Source organism: Streptomyces sp. AC512_CC834 (assembly GCF_019049325.1).
Lineage (GTDB): Bacteria > Actinomycetota > Actinomycetes > Streptomycetales > Streptomycetaceae > Streptomyces.
On the sequence record NZ_JAGMUO010000029.1, the window covers coordinates 153,661 to 173,817 of the forward strand.

General features: G+C 73.8%; 18 protein-coding genes, 1 pseudogene and 1 riboswitch. Of the genes and pseudogenes, 10 read left to right on the forward strand and 9 right to left on the reverse strand.

Annotated features, from left to right (window positions below):
• Positions 1–135 precede the first annotated feature (135 nt).
• The 3 genes from KUM40_RS11810 to thiO form a co-directional block, all read right to left on the reverse strand.
• Positions 136–930, reverse strand: a complete 795-nt coding sequence (locus KUM40_RS11810) for a thiazole synthase (RefSeq protein ID WP_217165747.1) — start codon at positions 928–930, stop codon at positions 136–138.
• Positions 931–932: 2 nt separating this feature from the next.
• Positions 933–1,133 carry a sulfur carrier protein ThiS gene (gene thiS / locus KUM40_RS11815; protein ID WP_217165775.1) on the reverse strand — a complete coding sequence of 67 codons (201 nt, stop codon included), beginning with the start codon at positions 1,131–1,133 and terminating at the stop codon, positions 933–935.
• A 5-nt stretch (positions 1,134–1,138) separates the two neighbouring features.
• Positions 1,139–2,389, reverse strand: a complete 1,251-nt coding sequence (thiO, locus tag KUM40_RS11820) for a glycine oxidase ThiO (RefSeq protein ID WP_217165748.1) — start codon at positions 2,387–2,389, stop codon at positions 1,139–1,141.
• A riboswitch (TPP riboswitch) is annotated at positions 2,387–2,498 on the reverse strand. (Overlaps the previous gene by 3 nt.)
• A 123-nt stretch (positions 2,499–2,621) precedes the next feature.
• Between thiO and KUM40_RS11825 the strand changes: the two genes are divergently transcribed.
• From KUM40_RS11825 to KUM40_RS11845, 5 genes are all read left to right on the forward strand, one after another.
• Positions 2,622–3,899 carry an NAD(P)/FAD-dependent oxidoreductase gene (locus KUM40_RS11825; RefSeq protein ID WP_374227367.1) on the forward strand — a complete coding sequence of 426 codons (1,278 nt, stop codon included), beginning with the start codon at positions 2,622–2,624 and terminating at the stop codon, positions 3,897–3,899.
• A 69-nt stretch (positions 3,900–3,968) separates the two neighbouring features.
• Positions 3,969–4,334 carry an Rv2175c family DNA-binding protein gene (locus KUM40_RS11830; protein WP_217165749.1) on the forward strand — a complete coding sequence of 122 codons (366 nt, stop codon included), beginning with the start codon at positions 3,969–3,971 and terminating at the stop codon, positions 4,332–4,334.
• Positions 4,335–4,466: 132 nt separating this feature from the next.
• Complete coding sequence (gene thiE, locus KUM40_RS11835) at positions 4,467–5,126, forward strand: thiamine phosphate synthase (protein ID WP_217165750.1); 660 nt, start codon at positions 4,467–4,469, stop codon at positions 5,124–5,126.
• 115 nt (positions 5,127–5,241) lie between these two features.
• Positions 5,242–6,165, forward strand: coding sequence for a methylenetetrahydrofolate reductase [NAD(P)H] (metF, locus tag KUM40_RS11840; RefSeq protein WP_217165751.1), 924 nt, complete (start codon positions 5,242–5,244; stop codon positions 6,163–6,165).
• Positions 6,166–6,221: 56 nt separating this feature from the next.
• On the forward strand, positions 6,222–7,244 hold the full coding sequence (locus tag KUM40_RS11845) for a hypothetical protein (RefSeq protein ID WP_217165752.1): 1,023 nt from the start codon (positions 6,222–6,224) through the stop codon (positions 7,242–7,244).
• Between the two features lie 37 nt (positions 7,245–7,281).
• Here the strand turns inward: KUM40_RS11845 and KUM40_RS11850 are convergent, their stop codons facing one another.
• Together KUM40_RS11850 and KUM40_RS11855 are read right to left on the reverse strand one after the other, a co-directional pair.
• Positions 7,282–8,784: an NAD(P)/FAD-dependent oxidoreductase gene (locus KUM40_RS11850; RefSeq protein ID WP_217165753.1), complete on the reverse strand. Its 1,503-nt coding sequence runs from the start codon at positions 8,782–8,784 to the stop codon at positions 7,282–7,284.
• Between the two features lie 492 nt (positions 8,785–9,276).
• The gene (locus KUM40_RS11855; protein WP_217165754.1) at positions 9,277–9,906 is read right to left on the reverse strand and encodes a TetR/AcrR family transcriptional regulator; all 630 of its coding nucleotides are present in this window, start codon (positions 9,904–9,906) and stop codon (positions 9,277–9,279) included.
• A gap of 185 nt (positions 9,907–10,091) precedes the next feature.
• Between KUM40_RS11855 and KUM40_RS11860 the strand changes: the two genes are divergently transcribed.
• The 3 genes from KUM40_RS11860 to KUM40_RS11870 all read left to right on the forward strand — a co-directional run bounded on the left by KUM40_RS11860 (position 10,092) and on the right by KUM40_RS11870 (position 12,357).
• The gene (locus KUM40_RS11860) at positions 10,092–10,625 is read left to right on the forward strand and encodes an SAV_6107 family HEPN domain-containing protein (protein WP_217165755.1); all 534 of its coding nucleotides are present in this window, start codon (positions 10,092–10,094) and stop codon (positions 10,623–10,625) included.
• A 220-nt stretch (positions 10,626–10,845) separates the two neighbouring features.
• A complete protein-coding gene (locus tag KUM40_RS11865; protein WP_217165756.1) occupies positions 10,846–11,673 on the forward strand; it encodes a methyltransferase in 828 nt (275 codons plus the stop codon).
• Between the two features lie 279 nt (positions 11,674–11,952).
• Positions 11,953–12,357: a spore wall synthesis complex protein gene (locus KUM40_RS11870; RefSeq protein WP_217165757.1), complete on the forward strand. Its 405-nt coding sequence runs from the start codon at positions 11,953–11,955 to the stop codon at positions 12,355–12,357.
• Positions 12,358–12,468: 111 nt separating this feature from the next.
• On the opposite strand, the gene KUM40_RS11875 is transcribed toward KUM40_RS11870, so the two are convergent.
• The 4 genes from KUM40_RS11875 to KUM40_RS11890 all read right to left on the reverse strand — a co-directional run bounded on the left by KUM40_RS11875 (position 12,469) and on the right by KUM40_RS11890 (position 18,565).
• The gene (locus tag KUM40_RS11875; RefSeq protein ID WP_217165758.1) at positions 12,469–14,859 is read right to left on the reverse strand and encodes a DUF3488 and transglutaminase-like domain-containing protein; all 2,391 of its coding nucleotides are present in this window, start codon (positions 14,857–14,859) and stop codon (positions 12,469–12,471) included.
• 432 nt (positions 14,860–15,291) lie between these two features.
• Positions 15,292–16,656 (reverse strand): DUF58 domain-containing protein, encoded by a 1,365-nt coding sequence (locus tag KUM40_RS11880; RefSeq protein WP_217165759.1) that lies wholly within the window; start codon positions 16,654–16,656, stop codon positions 15,292–15,294.
• Positions 16,656–17,729, reverse strand: a complete 1,074-nt coding sequence (locus tag KUM40_RS11885; protein ID WP_374227368.1) for an AAA family ATPase — start codon at positions 17,727–17,729, stop codon at positions 16,656–16,658. The genes KUM40_RS11880 and KUM40_RS11885 overlap by 1 nt, the downstream gene beginning before the upstream one ends.
• A gap of 287 nt (positions 17,730–18,016) precedes the next feature.
• The gene (locus KUM40_RS11890) at positions 18,017–18,565 is read right to left on the reverse strand and encodes a carbonic anhydrase (protein ID WP_217165760.1); all 549 of its coding nucleotides are present in this window, start codon (positions 18,563–18,565) and stop codon (positions 18,017–18,019) included.
• A 428-nt stretch (positions 18,566–18,993) separates the two neighbouring features.
• Here KUM40_RS11890 and rsmH point away from each other — a divergent pair, with 428 nt between their 5' ends.
• Together rsmH and KUM40_RS41220 are read left to right on the forward strand one after the other, a co-directional pair.
• Positions 18,994–19,950: a 16S rRNA (cytosine(1402)-N(4))-methyltransferase RsmH gene (gene rsmH, locus KUM40_RS11895; RefSeq protein ID WP_217165761.1), complete on the forward strand. Its 957-nt coding sequence runs from the start codon at positions 18,994–18,996 to the stop codon at positions 19,948–19,950.
• 57 nt (positions 19,951–20,007) lie between these two features.
• Positions 20,008–20,157, forward strand: a pseudogene (locus KUM40_RS41220) (septum formation initiator family protein); the annotation flags it as partial.

Consider the following 20,157-nt stretch of genomic DNA (forward strand, 5'->3'; position numbering starts at 1 on the left):
TGTGACGTGCGCGACCCGCCCACGGACGGAGCGCCGCCCACGGCGACGCACCCCCACAGGAGAGGCCCACCTCTCATCCGACTGGAAACGGGTGGTGCGCGGGTGGGAGAAAACCCTCAGAACAACGCCCGGCCACTAAAAAGCGGGCCGCTCCGGATCCAGCACCGCCAAGCCCTCCGCAGGAGAAGACGCCGCGGCGAAATGCCGCCGCGGAATCCGTCCGGCCCGCCGAGCCAACCTCCCCGCCTCCACCGCGGAGCGCATCGCGGCAGCCATCAGCACCGGCTCCTGCGCCCGTGTCACCGCCGAGGCCAGCATCACACCCGCGCACCCCAGCTCCATCGCCAGCGCCACGTCCGACGCCGTACCGGCCCCCGCGTCCAGAATCACCGGCACGCGCGCGTGCTCCACGATCAGCTCGAAGTTGTGCGGGTTGCGGATACCGAGCCCGGACCCGATCGGTGATCCGAGCGGCATGATCGCCGCACACCCCACGTCCTCCAGCTTCCGCGCGAGCACAGGATCGTCGTTCGTGTACGGCAGCACCGTGAACCCGTCGTCCACCAGCGTCTCCGCCGCGTCCAGCAACTCGATCGGGTCCGGCAGCAGCGTGCGCTCGTCGGCGATGACCTCCAGCTTGACCAGGTCCGTACCGAGCGCCTCGCGCGCCAGCCGCGCCGTGAGGACCGCCTCCCCGGCGGTGAAGCACCCGGCCGTGTTCGGCAGCACCCGGATGCCGAGCCGGTCCAGTACGGACAGCACGGACCCGTGCACCGAGGCGTCCACCCGCCGCATCGCGACAGTCGTCAGCTCCGTTCCGGAGGCCACCAGCGCGCGCTCCAGCATGTCCAGGCTGGGCGCCGCGCCCGTACCCATGATCAGGCGGGACCCGTACGACGTACCGCCGAGGACGAAGGGATCGTCGGCCATGGTCAGCCTCCTTGCACAGCGGTGAGGACCTCGACGCGGTCGCCGTCGGCCAGCGCGGTGGCGGGCCACTGCGCGCGCGGGACGACGGTCTCGTTCAGGGCGGCGGCCACTCCGGACGGCGCCGCGGTGAGCGTGCCCACCAGGGCGTCCAGGGCCGTGCCGGGAGCCACCTCGCGGGGCTCGCCGTTGACGGAGACGGTCACAGGACTCATACGGGCTGCTCCGAACGTTCCGAGAGTTCCGGGAGTTTCGGGGCTTCCGGGAGTGCGGGGGCGGCGCCGAAGCGCCGGGGCGTGAAGGGGCGGGCCTCGTCCGGCAGCTCCCCGGTGGTCAGGGCGTGCGCCATGGCGTCGCCGGTGACCGGGGTGAGCAGGACGCCGTTGCGGTAGTGCCCGGTGGCCAGCAGCAGCCCCTCCAGCTCGGTCGGGCCGAGCAGCGGGGCGTTGTCCGGGGAGCCGGGGCGCAGACCCGCGCGGGTCTCGGTCAGGGGCAGCTCCGTGATGCCGGGGACCAGCTCGTGGGCGTCGCGCAGCAGCTCGTAGACGCCGCCCGCGGTGACCGTCGTGTCCCAGCCCAGCTCCTCGCTGGTGGCGCCGACGACCAGCTCGCCGCTCTCCCGGGGCACCAGGTAGACGGAGTTGCCGCGCACCACGGCGCGCACGGTCCGGTTCAGCAGCGGGTCGTGTGTTCGCGGCATCGTCAGCCGCAGCACCTGCCCTTTCACGGGCCGTACCGGCGGCAGTACGGCCTCCGGCACGCCCCCGAGCCGCCCGCTCAGGCTGCCCCCGGCCAGCACCACCTGCCCGGCCTCCAGTGCGCTGCCGTCGGCGGTGACGACACCCGTGGCCCGGTGCCCGCGCCCGACGGTGAGCCGGTCGGCCCACACCCGGTGGAAGACCACGCCCGCGTGTTCGCAGGCGGCCACCAGCGCGTGGGCGAGGCGCCGGGGGTCGATCTGGTGGTCGCCGTCCACCCGGAGCCCGCCTCGCACGCCCGGCGCGAGCATCGGCTCCAGACGCCGGCACTCGCGACCCGACAGCCACTCCGACTCCAGGCCGGAGCGCTGTTGAAGTGCGTGCAGTTCGCGCAGGTGGGCGCGGTCGTCGGTGTCCAGCGCGACCGCGAGGGTGCCGCAGCGGCGGTAACCGAGGTCGTGGCCGGTGAGGTCGGTCAGCTCGGCCGCGAACTCCGGGTAGCGGCGGGCGGAGGCGAGGTTCAGCGCGAGCAGCGTCTGCTCGCCGTAGTGCAGCTCCGTGACGGCGGCCAGCATCCCGGCCGCCACCTGGGCCGCTCCGCCGCCCGGCTCGGGATCCACGAGGGCCGTGACCAGCCCGCGCTGCGCCGCCCGCCAGGCGGTGACAAGACCGACGATCCCGCCGCCGACGACGAGTACGTCGGGCGTACGGGACGGCTGCGAGCCGCCGTGCGGCGCGGACGACGTGTGTGATGGAGACGGCATGGGCGTCCAGCCCCTCCCTTCGCCGGCATGACCCGGATCAGGTTCGTACGGTCGGAGGCCGCCAGCCTCCCTCTCAGCCCGGTGCGTCCGGGCTCCCGCGAGTGCTTTACGTCGCCCACCCTAGCCCGCGGTCCGGCGCACCTGTAAGGGAGCCTCCGCGCCCGGGGGACGTTGCGCAGCTCACCGTGCACGAGCGCTGACCGACGAATCGTCGGGTGTCTAAGGTGATCAGGTGAGCGAGCAGACGCGGGAACGGGAACGGGGACAGGAACCGGCGGCGGACGCGGAGCGCCGTGTGGTCGTGGTGGGCGCCGGCATGGCGGGCGTGCAGACCGCGGTCGCCCTGCGGGAGCAGGGCTTCACCGGCACCGTGACGCTCATCGGCGCGGAGCCGCACCAGCCCTACGACCGTCCACCGCTGTCCAAGGCCGTCCTGCTCGGCACCGCCGAGGGCTCCGCGTTCGACGTCGACTTCGAGGCACTCGGCATCACCCTGCGGCTCGGCTGCGAGGCCCTGGGCGTCCGCCCCGGCGCGCACGTCCTGGACACCTCCGAGGGCCCCGTGCCGTACGACGTCCTCGTCCTGGCGACCGGCGCCGAACCGGTCCGGCTCCCGGGCGCCGAGGGCGTGCCCGGCGTGCACCTGCTGCGCACCCTGGACGACGCCGAGCGGCTGCGCCCGGTGCTTACCCGGCAGCACGACGTCGTGGTCGTCGGGGCGGGCTGGATCGGCGCCGAGTTCGCCACCGCCGCGCGCGAGGCGGGCTGCGCGGTGACCGTCGTGGAGGCCGCCGACCGGCCCCTCGCCGACGCGCTGCCCGCCGAGGTCGCCGCGCCGATGACCGCCTGGTACGCCGACGCGGGCGCCGTACTGCGCACCCACGCGCGCGTGCAGCGCGTCGAGCCCGGCGGCCCCGGGGAGCCCTGCCGGGTCGTCCTCGACGACGGCACGCCGCTGCCCGCCGGCGCGGTCGTCGTCGGCATCGGCGCCCGGCCGGCCACCGCCTGGCTCGCCGGCTCCGGGATCGACCTCGGTGCGTACGGCGACGTCCTGGCCGACGACCGCCTGCGCACCTGTGCGCCGGACGTCTACGCGGTCGGCGACTGCGCCTCCTTCCCCTCCGGCCGCTACGGCGAGCGGCTGCTGGTGCACCACTGGGACAACGCCCTCCAGGGCCCGCGCACCGTCGCCGCCGACATCGTCGGCGCCCCCTCGGGCGAGGCCCCGGCGGCCTACGATCCGGTGCCGTACTTCTGGTCCGAGCAGTTCGGCCGCTTCGTCCAGTACGCGGGTCACCACACGGCCGCCGACACCACCCTTTGGCGCGGCGACCCCGACGGCCCGGCGTGGACGGTCTGCTGGCTGCGCGAGGGCCGCCTGGTCGCCCTGCTGGCGGTGGGCCGCCCCCGCGACCTGGCACAGGGCAAACGCCTGATCCAGGCGGGTACGACGATGGACCCGGAACTGCTGGCCGACCCGGCGCGGCCGCTGAAGGCGGCGACGGCGTAGCCCTGCCTCCGACCGTCGGCTTCCGACTGTCGGTTTCCGACTGTCAGTGGCAGATGGCAGGCTGGTGACGTGACCGAGATTGACGCAAAGACCGATGCTCTCGTGCCTGACTGGCTCACCGTTCCCGACATCGCCGAGATGCTCGGCGTCGAGGTGACCCGCGTACGCCAGCTCATCAAGGAAGGCCAGCTCATCGCCGTACGCCGGGGTGAGAACCGCGCGCTGCACATCCCCGCGGCCTTCATCGATGAGGACAAGGTCGTCAAGGGCCTGGTCGGGACCCTGACGCTGCTGCGGGACGACGGCTTCAGCGCCGAGGAGATGCTGGAGTGGCTCTTCACGCCCGACCCGAGCCTGCCCGGCACCCCCGCCCAGGCACTGAGTGAGAACCGCGGTACGGAGGTGAAGCGCCGCGCCCAGGCGCTCGCCGTCTGACCCGCCCCACGCACGGCCCGTGGGCCCGCGGGCCGTGCGCCCACGGGTCCCGGGACCGGCCGGGGCCGCGGCCGTATGCCAGAATCTCGCGGCCCGCCGTGGGCCCACGCCAACGACCCGGGGGACACCCGCATGCCCGACACCGCCCCGATCACCGCCCGTGCCCGGCTCGCCGACGCCCGGCTCTACCTGTGCACGGACGCCCGCCGGAGCCAGGGCGACCTGCCCGAGTTCCTGGACGCCGTGCTGGCCGGCGGCGTCGACATCGTGCAGTTGCGCGACAAGACCATGGAGGCGGCCGAGGAGCTGGAGCACCTGGCGGTCTTCGCCGACGCCTGCGCCCGCCACGGCAAGCTCCTCGCGGTCAACGACCGGGCGGACGTCGCGCACGCCGCCCGCGCCGACGTGCTGCACCTCGGGCAGGGCGACCTCCCGGTGCCGGCCGCCCGGGCGATCCTCGGCGACGGCGTCCTCGTAGGCCGCTCCACGCACGCCGGGGCCGAGGCCGCCGCTGCCGCCGTCCAGGAGGGCGTGGACTACTTCTGCACCGGTCCCTGCTGGCCGACCCCCACCAAACCCGGCCGTCACGCACCCGGCCTCGACCTGGTCCGCCACACGGCGGCACTGGGCACCGACCGTCCCTGGTTCGCCATCGGCGGCATCGACCTCGGCAACCTGGACGAGGTGCTGGAGGCGGGCGCCCGGCGCGTCGTGGTCGTCCGGGCGATCACCGCGGCGGACGACCCGGGTGCGGCCGCGGCCGAGTTCACCAAGCGACTGCGGCAGGCGTAGGCGGGTGCCGCGGGTGCCGCGGGCATGTGTCCAAGGGGTGGACAACAACGCGACAATGCGGACAAATGTCCCGCATCCGGTTGGGTGACCGCCGCCCCCTGGCTAACCTGCCCGTATGGCCCTTGGAACCGCATCCACCAGGACTGATCGCGCACGCACCGTGCGCGACATGCTCGCGTCCGGCAAAACGACGTACTCGTTCGAGTTCTCGGCGCCGAAGACGCCCAAGGGCGAGAAGAACCTGTGGAGCGCGCTCAGGCGGGTGGAGGCCGTGGCCCCGGACTTCGTGTCCGTGACCTACGGCGCCGGTGGCTCCACGCGCGCGGGCACGGTCCGGGAGACACAGCAGATCGTCGCCGACACCACACTGACCCCCGTGGCGCATCTCACCGCCGTCGACCACTCCGTCGCCGAACTGCGCAACATCATCGGGCAGTACGCCGACGCCGGGATCCGCAACATGCTGGCCGTGCGCGGCGACCCGCCCGGCGACCCGAACGCCGACTGGATCGCCCACCCCCGGGGCCTGACCTACGCCGCCGAACTGGTCCGGCTCATCAAGGAGTCGGGCGACTTCTGCGTCGGCGTCGCGGCCTTCCCGGAGATGCACCCGCGCTCCGCCGACTGGGACACGGACGTGACGCACTTCGTCGACAAGTGCCGGGCCGGCGCCGACTACGCGATCACGCAGATGTTCTTCCACCCCGAGTCCTACCTGCGGCTGCGCGACCTGGTCGCCGCGGCCGGCTGCGAGACCCCGGTCATTCCCGAGGTCATGCCGGTGACCAGTGTGAAGATGCTGGAGAGGTTGCCGAAGCTCAGCAACGCCTCGTTCCCGGCGGAGCTGAAAGAGCGGATCCTCACAGCGAAGGAGGATCCGGCGGCTGTACGCTCGATCGGCATCGAGTTCGCCACGGAGTTCTGCGCGCGACTGCTGGCCGAGGGTGTGCCCGGACTGCACTTCATCACGCTCAACAACTCCACGGCGACGCTGGAAATCTACGAGAACCTGGGCCTGCACCACCCACCGCGGGCCTAGACCGGCCGCACGTATTTGCGACACACTGCGTAACGGCCACTGGGAGAGGGGCGTACATGGGCTGGACGGTCCTCTACATCGCGTTCGGCGGCGTCGCGCTGTGGCTGCTCGGCGAGGTGCTGCTGCAGTACAAGGCGCGGCTGCGCTGGCGGCTGCTCGCCTTCGGCGGCTTCGTCGGCGTCGTCGCCGGTGTGCTGTTGTCGAACGTGCTCGTCATCGGTCTCGGCGCCGCCGCCTTCGCGGTCGGCCAGACCTACGTCACCCTGTCGTTCCGCCGCGGCTTCGAGGCCGGGTGGGCGGTCAACGCCCCGTCGAGCCTCGTCGGCAAACGCGGGCGTTCCGAACGGGGCCGCGAGGAACCGGCGTCGGAGGCCTCCGGGCTCGACTCCGCCGAGGGCGGCCAGGACCACCTCGACGGCTACGACGACCGCGCGCAGGGCCACGCCCCGGGTCAGGACGGCCCGTCGTACGGTCACGACGAGTACGACCGCGACGACGTCTTCACCCCGGCCCGCCCCGGCGACCCCACGGCCGCGGAGACCACCGCCCTCTACGAACCGCAGCCCATGCCGGACGACACCGGCTCCTACGGCGTCTACGCCGACGCCGGCTACGGCACCGACCAGCAGCAGCAGGCACCGGCCGCGGCGGCGCCGGGTGCGGACCAGGCCTACGCGTACGCCTACGACTACTCGGGCTACGGGCAGCAGGGGTACGGCTACGACACCGGCGCGCAGCAGCAGTACGCCGCCTACTCCGACCCGTACATCGGCACCCACACCTACGGCGGGGCGTCGTACGACACCGGGGGCTACGACACGACCGGCGGGCAGCAGCAGTACGGGCAGCAGGGCTACGGGCAGGACCAGTACGCCACCGGCACGCCCGGCGGGTACGGCGGCGAGACCCCGGCCGGCGGCGTGTGGGTGCCGCAGCAGCGCAGCACCGACGACCCCTACGGCGGCGAACTCCCGCCGGAGCAGCAGTACCCCTACCAGGGCAACGGCCAGACGCAGGACCAGGGCCAGGGTCAGAACCAGGGCCAGAACCAGGGCTACGACGAGCAGTACCGCTTCTGACGACCCGTCCGGCGCCCGGTGACCGGTCCCCGACCGCTCACCGGGAGCCGCGGAACTCCGGTCCCTCCACCACCAGTCCGGCGACCAGCGCGCCCGACATGCCCGCGTGGGGGAGCCCCCCGCCGGGGTGCGACCAGCCGCCCACCGTGAACAGGCCGCCCGTGCGCGTGCCGTTCGCCGGGTGCAGCAGCCGTCCGCCGGCCCCCGCGAGCGCCGGCACCGGAATCGCGCCGTCCGCCACACCGGTGGCCGCCGCGACGTCGGCCGGGGTACGCACCTCGTGCCACAGGAGACGGTCGCGCAGGCCGGGCACCGCACGCTCGGCGGCCTCGACGAGACGCTCGGCGCGGTCCTCCCGGTCCGGCCCGTCGCCGCCCGCGGGCACCACCGAGGAGACGGTGACCGCCTCGTGGTCCGCGTCCGGCACCAGCGCCGGGTCCTCGGGCCGCACCACGGTGACGGTCGGACGCGAGGGCATGCGGGGTGCCGCGCCGAACAGCGCGTCCAACTCGGCGTCCCGGTCCGGCGCGTGAACCACCGTCCGGTGCGCCGTCCCCTGCGGGCGACCGCCGCGCAGCGCCAGCAGCACCGTCAGCCGGCTCGCCCCGTCGCGCCGCGGCGGCACCTCGCCCCCGCCCCGCACCGGCGATCCACCGCAGAGGCGGTCCAGCACGCCCGGCGCCACCCCGGCGACCACGAACTCGGCCTCCGCCACGGCCCCTTCGGCCAGCTCTACGCCCGCCACCCGGCCGTCCTTCTCGACGATTCCCGTGACCTCGGCCCCGAAGCGGAACTCGACCCGGCGGGCCAGGCACCGCTCGTACACCGCCCGCGCCAGCTCCCGCAGGCCGCCGCCGCGCACGTACCACATACCGAAGGCGTACTCCATGTACGGCAGCACGGCGCTGTTCGCCGGGGCGGTCCGGGGGTCCAGGCCGTACGCCAGGGCGTGGCTCTCCAGCAGGGCGGCGAGCCGGGCGTCGCGCAGCTCCCACGCACCGACCTCGGCGAGCGTGCCGGCCCTGCGGGTGCGCAGCAGCCGCTTGTGCGGGACCGCCGGATAGGGCTCGCGCTCGGCCAGCACCTCCCAGTTCGGCCAGAGTGGCTCCTCCAGGAGCGGGCGGCGCGTCCGGTCCCAGGTCTCGCGGGCCCGCACCAGGAAGTCGCCCCAGCGCTGCCCGGCCGCCGGGCCGAGTGCCGCGTCCAGGGCGGCGACGACACCGGCCCGCGAGGCGTTCGGCAGCGAGACCTCCGTGCCGTCGGCGAACACGTGCCGGGACGACGGGTCGACCTGGACCAGCTCGACGCGGGACTCCAGCGGCTCCTTGCCGGTCTTCACGAACAGATCGCGCCAGACCGCGGGCAGCGGGAGCAGACCGGGACCGGTGTCGAAGGAGAACCCGTCCCGCTCGAAGCGGCCCAGGGCTCCGCCGTACGTCCCCGTCCGCTCGTGGACCACCACCCGGTGGCCCGCGACGGCCAGCCGGGCGGCGGCCGCCATCGCGCCCATCCCGGCGCCGATCACCGCAATCCGTGCCATGCCAGGGACCTTATCCGCCGCCACCGACAGTCCCGCCCCTGAGCACCGGTCCCTGAGTACCGGTCCCTGGGTACCGGTCCCTGAGTACCGGGACGGGCGTACGGGTGACCGGCCGGTGACCGGTGGCGGTGGGCCCGGGTGCGCAGGGCTGAGTATCCGTACTCAGAGCGGTAGATGAGTACGCGCGCGGATAGGCCCCGACCTGCGGGAACGAGAGAGTGGAGACACGGAGAGGGGCACGGCTCCGGAACCGGCGGCACGGGGCGCCGGAACGGAGCCGGGCCCGCGATCCGCTCCTTCCGCCGACCGCGGTCGGCGGAAGCGAGGCACGGGGGATCCCGGGGGAACGTCCGGCGACGGGCGTTCCGACGGGGGGACGTACGGGGGAGCAGGAGAAGGCGCCGGTCCGACGGCGGCCCGCGGGGGACGCGGCCACCACGGGCCGGCGTTCTTCATGCCCGGCGGGTGGCCCCGGGGGCGGTGTCCGTCGCCTCAGGGGCGGCCACTCACGCGCCCCTGGAGCAGTCGCGACAGCGCGGCGTGCACGTCGTCGAGCGAGCGCTCCGGCTGGAACGACTGCCAGTCCAGCGCGGCCACCAGGACCATGCCGACCAGCGCGGCGGCGGTCAGCGGCACGTCGATCTCCGCACTGAACTCCTCGCTCGCCACGCCCTCGCGCAGCACGCCCTCCACCACCGCCACGGCCTCCTGCCGGACCACCAGCAGCGTGGACTGCCAGGCCCGGTTGGTGCGCCACAGTTCCGCCACGTAGAGCTGGGTGAAGGCCGGATAGCGGTCGATGAAGACGAGCCCCGCGCGGATCATCGCGTCCAGGGCGTCGACCCGGCCGCGGCCCTCCCGGGCCGTTCGCTCGGCGGCCTCGCGCAGCGAGGCGGTGAGGAGTCCGACGCCGTGCCGCAGCAGCTCCTCGAAGAGGACGGACTTGCTGGCGAAGTTGTAGTAGACCGTGCCCTTCGCGACCCCGGCCCGCTCGGCGATCTCGTCCACGGTGGTGGCCGAGAAGCCCTGCTCGGCGATGAGGGTGACCGCCGCCTCGTAGAGCTTCTGCCGGGTGGCCTCGCGACGGCCGCCTGCCTGCGGGGCGGCGCTGCTGCTTTCCATGGTCCCGATTCTCACAGCACCCTGCCGGGCGATGTCACCGCAGGGCCCGCACTCCCGGCCGAACCGAACGGACGATCGAAACAAAAGCCCAGGTCAGAACGGATTGTCAGTGCCATACCTCACGATGGGCACATACGGCACCTCTTGCCGGGGCGTGCCGTCACGGAGACGACAGGAGGATCGTCATGGCCCACTCGTCCGCAGCCGCCGCCCGGCGGCGCCGCGCGGCCGGCCCTGCACCCTCACTGACCGGACCGGCGAGCGACGTGCACCCCGTGCTCCGCCGGACAACCGCCCCGCCCGCCGCCCTGGACCTGCTCGCCCAGGCCCGGGCCGGACTCGAGGAGGCCACCGTCCTCGAGGCGCCGAACGAGCGCTATGCGACGGCCCATCTCGCCGCCCTGCGCACCGCCGCCGCGGTGCTGGCCGCGCGGGGCCGCCCGGAGACCACCCCGCGGGCCCGGGCCCGCATCCGCAGCGCCTGGGAGGTGCTCCCCGAGATCGCGCCCGAGCTGTCCGAGTGGAGCGCGCTGTTCGCCTCCGGCGCGCGGCGCCGGGCGCGGGCCGAGGCGGGCATCCAGGGCGCGGTGGGCCGCCGGGACGCCGACGACCTGATACGCGACGTGGCGATGTTCCTGCGCCTCGTGGAGCGGATGCTGGTCCTCCAGCCGGTCCTGCCCCAGCCCCGCCCCGACCCGGACCTGCCGGACGCGGGATGAGCCCGCCGGGCCTCCGGCCCGCCCCAGGAGGCCCGCGCGCACCGGCGTCCGGGGGCACACGGACCGGCCCGGGGCCGGTGGCACGGGGTGACCGGTGGGCGCACCGGAGGCAATAGGGTGGGAGGCGCCTGAAGCCTCCCCCACCCCGCACCGGGCGGGGGCGGCAGCCCGTTCGCTCCGCCCGTGTCCGAGGCGGTGCCGCGCCGAGGAGTCAACTGCCGTGTCGGACCCGATGCGCCCGCCCGTCTCCCACTCCCGCCCGCAGACGGCGTCGCCGCGCTCCGAGCCCTCGCGTTCCCGGGCCGCCCTTCGCACCGCCGTGGTCTGGGACGTCCTCCAGGACGCCCTCGACCGCCGGGTCAAGGCCACCGGCCGCGAGACGCTGGACGTCCTCGACACCGGCGGCGGCAGCGGCAACTTCGCGGTGCCCGTGGCCCGCCTCGGTCACCGCGTCACCGTCGTGGACCCGAGCCCCAACGCCCTGTTCGCCCTGGAGCGCCGCGCCGCCGAGGCCGACGTCGCCGACCGTGTGCGAGGCGTCCAGGGGGACGCCCGCGGCCTCTTCGACGTGGTCGAGCGCGGTGGCTACGACGCGGTGCTGTGCCACGGCGTCCTGGAGTACGTGGACGATCCCGCGGAGGGCGTGCGCAACGTGGTGGCCGCCCTGCGCGCCGACGGCGTCCTCAGCCTGCTCGCCGCGGGCCTCGGCGGCGCCGTGCTCGCGCGGGCCCTCGCCGGCCACTTCACGGAGGCCCGGCAGGCCCTGGACGACCCGGACGGCCGCTGGGGCGCGGGTGACCCCGTGCCGCGCCGGTTCACCGCCGAACAGCTCACCGCACTGGTCGAGGCCGCGGGGCTCCGGATCGGCGCCGTGCACGGCGTACGGGTCTTCGCCGACCTCGTTCCCGGAGTGCTGGTGGACACCGAGCCGGGCGCCATGGAGGCCCTGCTGAAGCTGGAGGCCGCGGCGGCCGAACTCGCCGCGTTCCACTCCGTGGCCACGCAGCTTCACGTGCTCGGTGAGACGCGAGGGGCCGACGGGGCCTGAGCCGCCCGGTGATGTACGGCGCTGATCAGGGGCGCGACTGCAGATGGAGTACGCCACAGGCCCCCCGAACGGGGGCCGGTCGCCGTATGATCGAGGGAGACGGCCCCGCATGACGGGTCGGCCGCTGGGGAATGGGAACTTCAGCGAGCCGGCACGGCCATGACGGAGACCGGTTGGCCAATTGGCGCAGAGGGGCGGGTTTCACGGGGGCGGTTCCCTGCCTATCCTGAAGGGACCCCCCCGGGTCGCCCCGGCGACTGCACGATGAGGAGGACCACCGTGCCGCTCTCGGAGAACGAGCAACGCATGCTCGAGCAGATGGAGCGAGCGCTGTACGCCGAAGATCCCAAGTTCGCGACAGCGCTCGAGGGAAGCGGGCTGCGTACGTACACCCGGCGACGGGTCTACCAGGCGGTCGCGGGCTTCCTCGTAGGTATTGCGCTTCTCATGGCCGGTATGGTCGCCCAGCAGGTGTGGCTCAGCGTGGTGGGCTTCCTGGTGATGCTGGGCTGTGCGGTACTCGCCGTGACCGGCTGGCGCAAGGCCCCCAAGCCGGGTGAGCAGCCGGCGGCGGACGCCACCGGTCCACAGGCACGCCGTCAAGGACGTCAGAAACGCTCCGTGATGGACCGCATCGACGAGCGTTGGCAGCGCCGCAGGGATGAGCAGCAGGGCGGCCAGTAGCGCCCGGGCAACCGCTCACCAGAACAGCCGGCCGCCGCGTGAGGGGGTGACCACCGTCCGGGTGGTCACCCCCTCACGCGTACCCACGAGCACCCGGCGGGCGCCGTCGGGTCAGCCCTGCTGACCCGACGTCTTCCGCCAGGTCGGCCACGCCGCCGCGACCCGCCGCTTCAGGACCGTCCACCGGTCCGACACCGTCCAGGCCACCCGTACGGCCGAACGCGGGGCAAACCGTGCGCGCAGCCGTGTACCACGGCCGACCGTGGCCCGCAGCCCGGCGGTCGCCGACCGGACGTCCTCCGTCAGTCCCGCCGTCAGGCGCGGGCGCGGCGCGTAGAGCACCTGCTCCACGGCGTCCGCCAGCCGGTGCACCGCGGCCGCGGCCGTCGGGTCGAGGTGTCCGAGCAGGACGATCCGGGCCGCCGCCTTGCGCGGGGTCTGCGACTCCTCCGGCAGGATCCCGAGGTCCCACGCCGTGTCCGTCAGCTCCTGCCAGACCGCGAGGGTGTGCGGGACGGCGTCCGCCTCGCCGCGGCCGTGCGCCCCGAGCCGCACCGCGCGGGCCCGCAGCCGCCACAGCATCGGTGCCAGCGGGATCAGCAGCAGCACGAGACCGGCCAGGGACCAGGCCAGCAGCGCGTACCACGGCGGTCCGCCGCCGCCCGTGACGGGCAGCACCACGGCGGACTCGGTGGAGCAGGCGTCCAGCTTCTTGTCCTGCGGCGAGCAGGTCTCGCTCGCCGAGGGCGCCGCCGACGGTTCCGTCTGCGCGTCCTGGGACGGCAGGGCGGGGTCCGGCACCGAACTGCCCGGCGTGTCCGTGATGGTGTACGACGGGGTCGAGCCACGCGTCGGCGTCGGCTCGAAGCGGGTCCAGCCCACGCCCTCGAAGTACACCTCGGGCCAGGCGTGCGCGTCCCGCAGCCCCACCGACACCGAGCCGTCCGCCTGCGGGGACCCCGGCGCGAAGCCGACCGCGACCCTGGCCGGTATGCCGAGGGAGCGGGCCATCGCCGCCATGGCAAAGGAGAAGTGGACGCAGAAGCCCTCCTTGTCCTTCAGGAACCGGGCGATCGCCTCCGAGCCGCTGCCCACCTCGACCTGTGTGTCGTACTCGAAGCCGCCGTTGACCGCGAAGTAGTCCTGGAGCTTGACCGCCTGCTCGTACGGGTTCGCGGCGCCGGCGGTGACGTCGCGGGCGGTCTGGGAGACCACCTCCGGAAGCGAGTCCGGAAGCTGGGTGTACTCACGTCTCAGCGCCGCCGACGCCTGCGGTGCCGCGGCGAGCTGGTCCGCCGTCGGCTGCACGTTCAGGCTGCGTACCTCGTACTTCAGCCCGCGGGTGGTCTGGCCGTGGTCGCCGACCAGGGTCATGCCGACGGGTTCGTAGCGCCAGTTGCCCGCGACGCGCACGCCGCTGGGCGGGTACGGCATCGGCAGCCAGTTCTGGGCGTACCAGTCCGCCGCCGAGACGAGGGTCCGGGTCTCCGTGCGCTTGACCTCGGGGCCGAGACCAGCCGGGACGGGGAACGTACCGTCCGGCACGTTGGTGATGTGCCGCTTGGACGGCTTCCAGGTGGTGCCGTCGAAGTCGTCCAGGGACACGATGCGCAGGTACAGGTCCGACAGGTCGTCGGAGTCGGTCTGGACGGAGAGGACTTCCTGGTTGTTCTCGACGTTGAGACTGTCCCGCAGGGAGACCAGCGGGTTCACCGCGGAGATCGTGCCGCCGCCCCCCGGGCCGGAACCGACGCCGGTCCTGGCACTGTCCAGCAGCCCGCCGTCCATCGCGGGCAGCGCGAGCGGCACCACCAGGGCGATGCCCAGCGCGAAGGCGCCGATACGCCGTCCGGTGCGGACCGGGGCGACCACGCCGCCCTGCTCCCCGCCCGGGGCGCGCGGCGCGCCGCCGAAGACCCGGCCCCACTGCGAGAGCCGGTCACGTCCCTCGGCCAGGAGCAGCGTCAGATAGCCGGCCGCCGCGACCAGGAACCACAGCCAGTCGGCGCCGCCCTCGGACAGCCCCGCGGCCACCGAATAGAGCGCGAGCAGCGGCAGGCCGGCCGGGGCGGCGCTGCGGAAGGTCACCGCGAGGGTGTCCACCAGCAGCCCGATCACCAGGACGCCGCCGACCAGCATCAGCCGGATGCCGTCGGACTCCAGCGGCGCCGGGATCGCGTACCGGGCGATGTCGTCGCCGCCCTGCTGGAACAGGTCGGCGAAGCGCTGGAAGGCCTGCGGGCCGGGGATCAGCCCGGCGAGCGCCTGCTGCCGGGCGAAGACCACGGTCAGCAGTACCAGCGTGACCATGGCCTGTACGCCGACGGTCAGCGGCCGGGCCAGCGGCACCCGCCGCGCCACCGCGCCCACCCCGGACTGCACCGCCAGCAGGAGGGCCGCCTGCAGAATCCACGTGGCCGGATCCACCAACGGCAACAACGCGCACGCCGCCGTCAGAGTGGCCACCCACGCACACAACGCCAACCGCGCCCGCCCGCTCATCACGTCATCTCCCGACGGGTGGTCGTGACGGGGCCGGTGTGTGCGGGCCGGTGCGGTCGCCCGGGTGCTCCGGGTACCCCCGTGCCCGCGTACGCCACGCGCCGCGCCCGCCCACTCGTCCCCGCCACCCACGTCCGCCCGCCGGTCCGGTCGCGCCCCGCCGGTCGTGTCCGCCCGCTCATCACGTCATCTCCCGACGGGTGGTCGTGACGGGGCCGGTGTGTGCGGGCCGGTGCGGTCGCCCGGGTGCTCCGGGCGCCGCCGTGCCCGCGTACGGCACGCGCCGCGCCCGCCCACTCGTTCCCGCCACCCGCGTCCGCCCGCCGGTCCGGGGACGGCACGACGGGCGCCCGGGTGCTCCGGGTGCCGCCGTGCCCGCGTGTGGCACGCGTCGTGGCCGCCTGCTCGTCCTTGGCGCCTGCGTCCGTCCGCTCATCGCGTCCCCTCCCCGCCGGTCGTCGTCGCGAGGATGGTGCGTTCGTGGTCGGCCAGGCGCCACAGCTCCTCCACGGTGGCGCCCCGTGGCACGGCCACGACGGTCCAGCCGGCCTCGCGCAGCATCCGCAGACGCTCCTCGCTCCTGTCCAACGGACCGGGCACGTCGGCCGGTTCCCGTGCCCAGATCTCGCTGTCCAGGACGAAGGCCACGGCGCCGCCGCTGCGCTGCCGCATCTTGGCGGCCACCGTGGACTGCTCCTCGTCCAGGTCGCCGAAGAACGCCACCAGCAGCCCCTCGTTCCCGCCGCGCAGTACGTCGTACGCCCGGGACAGGCCCGTGCCGTCGGAGTGGTCGATCACGGCGAGGGTGTCCATCATCAGCCCGGCCGCGTCGGCCGTCCCCTGGCTCGCGCCCGCGAAACCGTCGGCGCCCTCGCCGGGCACCGAGTCGCCGGTGTCGGTGAGCAGCCGGACGGAGAAGCCCCGCTCCAGCATGTGCACCAGCACGGACGCCGCGCCCGACACCGCCCACTCGAAGGCCGAGTCGGGGCCCGCCCCCTCGAAGGCCACGACCCGGGTGTCCAGGAGCACCGTGCAGCGAGCGCGCCGCGGCTGCTCCTCGCGGCGCACCATCAGTTCGCCGTAGCGCGCCGTGGAGCGCCAGTGCACCCGGCGCAGATCGTCGCCGTAGCGGTACCCGCGCGGGATCACGTCGTCGTCGCCCGCCAGCGCGAGCGACCGCTGCCGGCCCTCGCCGTACCCCAACGCCTCGCCGCTCAGCCGCACCGGCGGCAGCGCCTCCACGTGCGGGATCACGGTCAGGGTGTCGTGCGCCGAGAAGGACCGGGTCAGCTCGCACAGCCCGAACGGGTCGGTCAGGCGCAGTTGCAGCGGGCCCAGCGGGTACCGGCCGCGCAGATCGGAGCGGACCCGGTAGGACACCTCGCGCCGCCCGCCCGGCTCCACCCGGTCGAGCACGAAGCGGGGGCGCGGGCCGAGCACGTAGGGCACCCGGTCCTGGAGCATCAGCAGACCGGTGGGTAGCCGGGAGACGTTGTCGATGCGCAGATGCACCCGGGCCTCGCTGCCCGCGGGGACCCGCCCGGGGGAGAGCCGGCGACTGCCGGCGACCCGGTAGCGCGTGCGGTACAGCACGGCCGCGCAGACCAGGGGCAGCACGCCGAGCAGCAGCCCGACGCGCAGCAGGTCGCTCTGCCCGAGGACGTACGCGCAGACCGCGGCGGCGATGCCGGCGGCCAGGAAGGAGCGCCCCCGGGTGGTCAGACCGGCCAGGGCGGTCCGGATGCCGCCGCCCTCACCCCGGTCGTCCTCGGACCGGTCCGTCCCCCCGGCGTCCATCACAGCCTCCGCGGCGCTTGCCCGCCGTACGCCGACGTGTCGTGGCCCGCGCCGAGGCCCGCCTGCTGCTGGGGCGCCGCGGGCACCGGGGTGCGCTGAAGGATCTCCTGGACGACCTGCTCGGCGGTGCGCCGGTTGAGCTGGGCCTGCGCCGTCGGCAGCAGACGGTGGGCCAGGACGGCGACCGCGAGAGCCTGCACGTCGTCCGGCAGCGCGTAGTCCCGGCCGCTCAGGGCGGCGGACGCCTTCGACGCGCGCAGCAGATGCAGCGTGGCGCGCGGCGAGGCGCCGAGTCTGAGGTCCGGATGGCTGCGCGTGGCCGACACCAGGTCCACGGCATACCGCCGGATCGGATCCGCCACGTGGACGCCGCGGACCGCCTCGATCAGCTTCAGGATGTCGTGCGCGTGCGCCACCGGCTGGAGATCGTCCAGCGGATTCACCCCGCCGTGCACGTCGAGCATCTGCAGCTCGGCCTCGGTGCTGGGATAGCCGATGGAGACCCGGGCCATGAAACGGTCGCGCTGGGCCTCCGGCAGCGGGTAGGTGCCCTCCATCTCGACCGGGTTCTGCGTCGCCACCACCATGAAGGGGCTGGGCAGCTCGTAGGTCTGGCCGTCGATGGTGACCTGGCGCTCCTCCATCGACTCCAGCAGCGCCGACTGCGTCTTCGGCGACGCCCGGTTGATCTCGTCGCCGATCACGACCTGCGCGAAGATCGCACCCGGTTTGAACTCGAAGTCCCGGCGCTGCTGGTCCCAGATGGACACCCCGGTGATGTCCGAGGGCAGCAGGTCCGGCGTGAACTGGATCCGGCGCACGGAACAGTCGATGGACCGCGCCAGCGCCTTGGCCAGCATCGTCTTGCCGACTCCCGGGACATCCTCGATCAGCAGATGACCCTCGGCGAGCAGCACGGTCAGCGAGAGCCGCACGACCTCGGGCTTGCCCTCGATCACATCCTCCACCGAACCGCGGACACGCTCGACCACAGCGGTCAGATCTTCCCCCACGCTCCCGTACGTTCGCGCGGCGGCGCCCCCATGGCTCGCCTGATCGTCATAGGTCGTCACCCGGCCCTCCTCGGCCTTTCCCCGCACTCCCTGAGAAGCGGGGGTACCCCAACTTGCCGGGCCGGCCCCGCACCGCGGACCGGCCCACCCCGAATCACGGACACCGCCCGGAAAAAGTTCCGGGCGACACCACTTCCCGCATTCTTGCTGCCGTTACCGATTCGTGTCACTCGCCTGTGGACAACTGGCCGCGATATGTCGGTCCTTACGGCATTTGCGGTGCTTGCCCGGCGAGAATCGTCGGCGCGGGCCACCCGGTCCGGGCCACCCGGTCACGGGCCACCCGGTCAGGCGGGGTCGACCTCGCGCAGCAGGCCCGTCCTCACGTCGAAGACGAAACCGCGCACGTCCTCGGTGTGCAGCAGGAACGGCGAGGTGCGCACCCGCTCGATCGACTGCCGCACGTCCTGGTCGGCGTCCCGGAAGGCCTCCACCGCCCACACGGGACGCTGGCCGACCTCCAGTTCCAGGTCGTGCCGGAAGTCCTCGGTGATGGACTCCATGCCGCAGTTGGTGTGGTGGATGAGGGCCACGCTGCGGGTGCCGAGTGCCCGCTGGCTGATGGTCAGGGAGCGGATCACGTCGTCGGTGACCACACCGCCCGCGTTGCGGATCGTGTGACAGTCACCGAGCTTCAGGCCGAGCGCGGCGTGCAGGTCCAGGCGGGCGTCCATGCAGGCCACGACGGCGACACGCTGTACGGGGCGGGCGTCCATCCCGGGGTCCCCGAACGCCGCGGCGTAGCGCTCGTTCGCCTCGACGAGCCGGTCGGTGACGGTGTGGTCGCCGTCTATGGCGGATTCGGAGCCGGCGGGTACCGATGCAGAAGTCGTCATATCCATGACGTTACTGGCCGTCCCCGGCCAGGGCCCGCTGTGGAGGGGGACAAAGAACATCATCAAGGCTTGTTGTGAGCCAACCCACAGGGTGGTGCGAACACGTCCGTACGAGTGAAAAGCCGCGCGGCACCGGTTTGCGGACGCCGGCCTCCGCGACGCGCAGGCCGGTTGATTGACCGGGCGACACGGTGGACTAAAGTGACGCGAAGCGGGAGGCGAGGTTCTCCCTGCTGGACTGATTTCCCCGGAGACCTGGGCGACGTCCCGCCAGATCTCCCCACGTGCGCGGCGCGTACGTACGGCTCGGCCTCCTCCCGCTCCCGGCCGGCCGACGCTTTTGGCGCCGGCAGGCCTCCCCTTCAGATGCGAGCGGGAGGGGACCCGGCAGTGCGTGACGCCGCGCCGGACCTGAGAGGCCGTCCCACTTGAGCCAGAGTCGACACGTCCCGGTGATGCTCCAGCGGTGTCTGGACCTGCTGGCGCCCGCCCTCACCGAGCCGGGGTCCGTGGTCGTCGACTGCACGCTGGGACTCGGCGGGCACAGCGAGGCGCTGCTCGACCGGTTCCCCGAGGCCCGGCTCGTCGCCCTCGACCGGGACAAGGAGGCCCTGCGCCTGTCCGGCGAGCGGCTCGCCCCGTACGGGGAGCGCGCCACCCTCGTGCACGCCGTCTACGACGAGTTGCCGGACGTACTCGACCGGCTCGGCGTCCCCCGCGTCCAGGGCGTGCTGTTCGACCTCGGCGTCTCCTCCATGCAGCTCGACGAGGCGGACCGGGGCTTCGCGTACGCCCAGGACGCCCCGCTCGACATGCGGATGGACCAGACGACCGGCATGAGCGCCGCCGAGGTCCTCAACACCTACCCGCCCGGCGAACTCGTCCGCATCCTGCGGGCGTACGGCGAGGAGAAGCAGGCCAAGCGGATCGTGTCCGCCGTCGTGCGCGAGCGCGAGAAGGAGCCGTTCGCCAACAGCGCCCGGCTGGTGGAGCTGATCCGCGCCGCACTGCCGCAGGCCGCCAAGCGCACCGGAGGCAACCCGGCCAAGCGCACCTTCCAGGCCCTGCGCATCGAGGTCAACGGCGAGCTGTCCGTCCTGGAGCGGGCGATCCCGGCCGCCGTCGAGTCGCTCGCCGTCGGCGGACGGATCGCGGTGCTGTCGTACCAGTCGCTGGAGGACCGGCTGGTCAAGCAGGTGCTCGCGGCCGGCGCAGCGAACACCGCGCCGCCCGGCCTGCCGGTCGTCCCGGAGCGCTACGCGCCCAGGCTGGGGCTGCTCACGCGCGGTGCCGAACTTCCCACCGAGGAGGAGATCGCCGAGAACCGGCGAGCGGCACCGGCACGGCTGCGCGGGGCCGAGCGCATCAGGGAGTCCATCGGGTGAAGCGCGTGAGGCAGTCCGGGCGCGGGTGCGCACGGCACCCGGCCGAGGGGAGGGTCAGTGAGTAGGAAACCCGAACTGAAGGGGAGGGCGGCCCGGCTCGCCCTGCTCATCCCGACCGGCGGCAACCGCGGCCAGGCGGCCCGCGCGCCCTTCGTCCTCCTGGTCGTCGTCCTGCTCGGCGGCGGCCTCATCGGGCTCCTGGTGCTG

Bases quoted from the DNA above. Each gene is read 5' to 3' on its own strand.
- KUM40_RS11810 (WP_217165747.1), bottom strand. From the start codon at position 930: ATGGCCGACGATCCCTTCGTCCTCGGCGGTACGTCGTACGGGTCCCGC.
- thiO (WP_217165748.1), bottom strand. From the start codon at position 2,389: ATGCCGTCTCCATCACACACGTCGTCCGCGCCGCACGGCGGCTCGCAG.
- thiE (WP_217165750.1), top strand. From the start codon at position 4,467: ATGCCCGACACCGCCCCGATCACCGCCCGTGCCCGGCTCGCCGACGCC.
- metF (WP_217165751.1), top strand. From the start codon at position 5,242: ATGGCCCTTGGAACCGCATCCACCAGGACTGATCGCGCACGCACCGTG.
- KUM40_RS11845 (WP_217165752.1), top strand. From the start codon at position 6,222: ATGGGCTGGACGGTCCTCTACATCGCGTTCGGCGGCGTCGCGCTGTGG.
- KUM40_RS11850 (WP_217165753.1), bottom strand. From the start codon at position 8,784: ATGGCACGGATTGCGGTGATCGGCGCCGGGATGGGCGCGATGGCGGCC.
- KUM40_RS11855 (WP_217165754.1), bottom strand. From the start codon at position 9,906: ATGGAAAGCAGCAGCGCCGCCCCGCAGGCAGGCGGCCGTCGCGAGGCC.
- KUM40_RS11860 (WP_217165755.1), top strand. From the start codon at position 10,092: ATGGCCCACTCGTCCGCAGCCGCCGCCCGGCGGCGCCGCGCGGCCGGC.
- KUM40_RS11875 (WP_217165758.1), bottom strand. From the start codon at position 14,859: ATGAGCGGGCGGGCGCGGTTGGCGTTGTGTGCGTGGGTGGCCACTCTG.
- KUM40_RS11880 (WP_217165759.1), bottom strand. From the start codon at position 16,656: ATGGACGCCGGGGGGACGGACCGGTCCGAGGACGACCGGGGTGAGGGC.
- KUM40_RS11890 (WP_217165760.1), bottom strand. From the start codon at position 18,565: ATGACGACTTCTGCATCGGTACCCGCCGGCTCCGAATCCGCCATAGAC.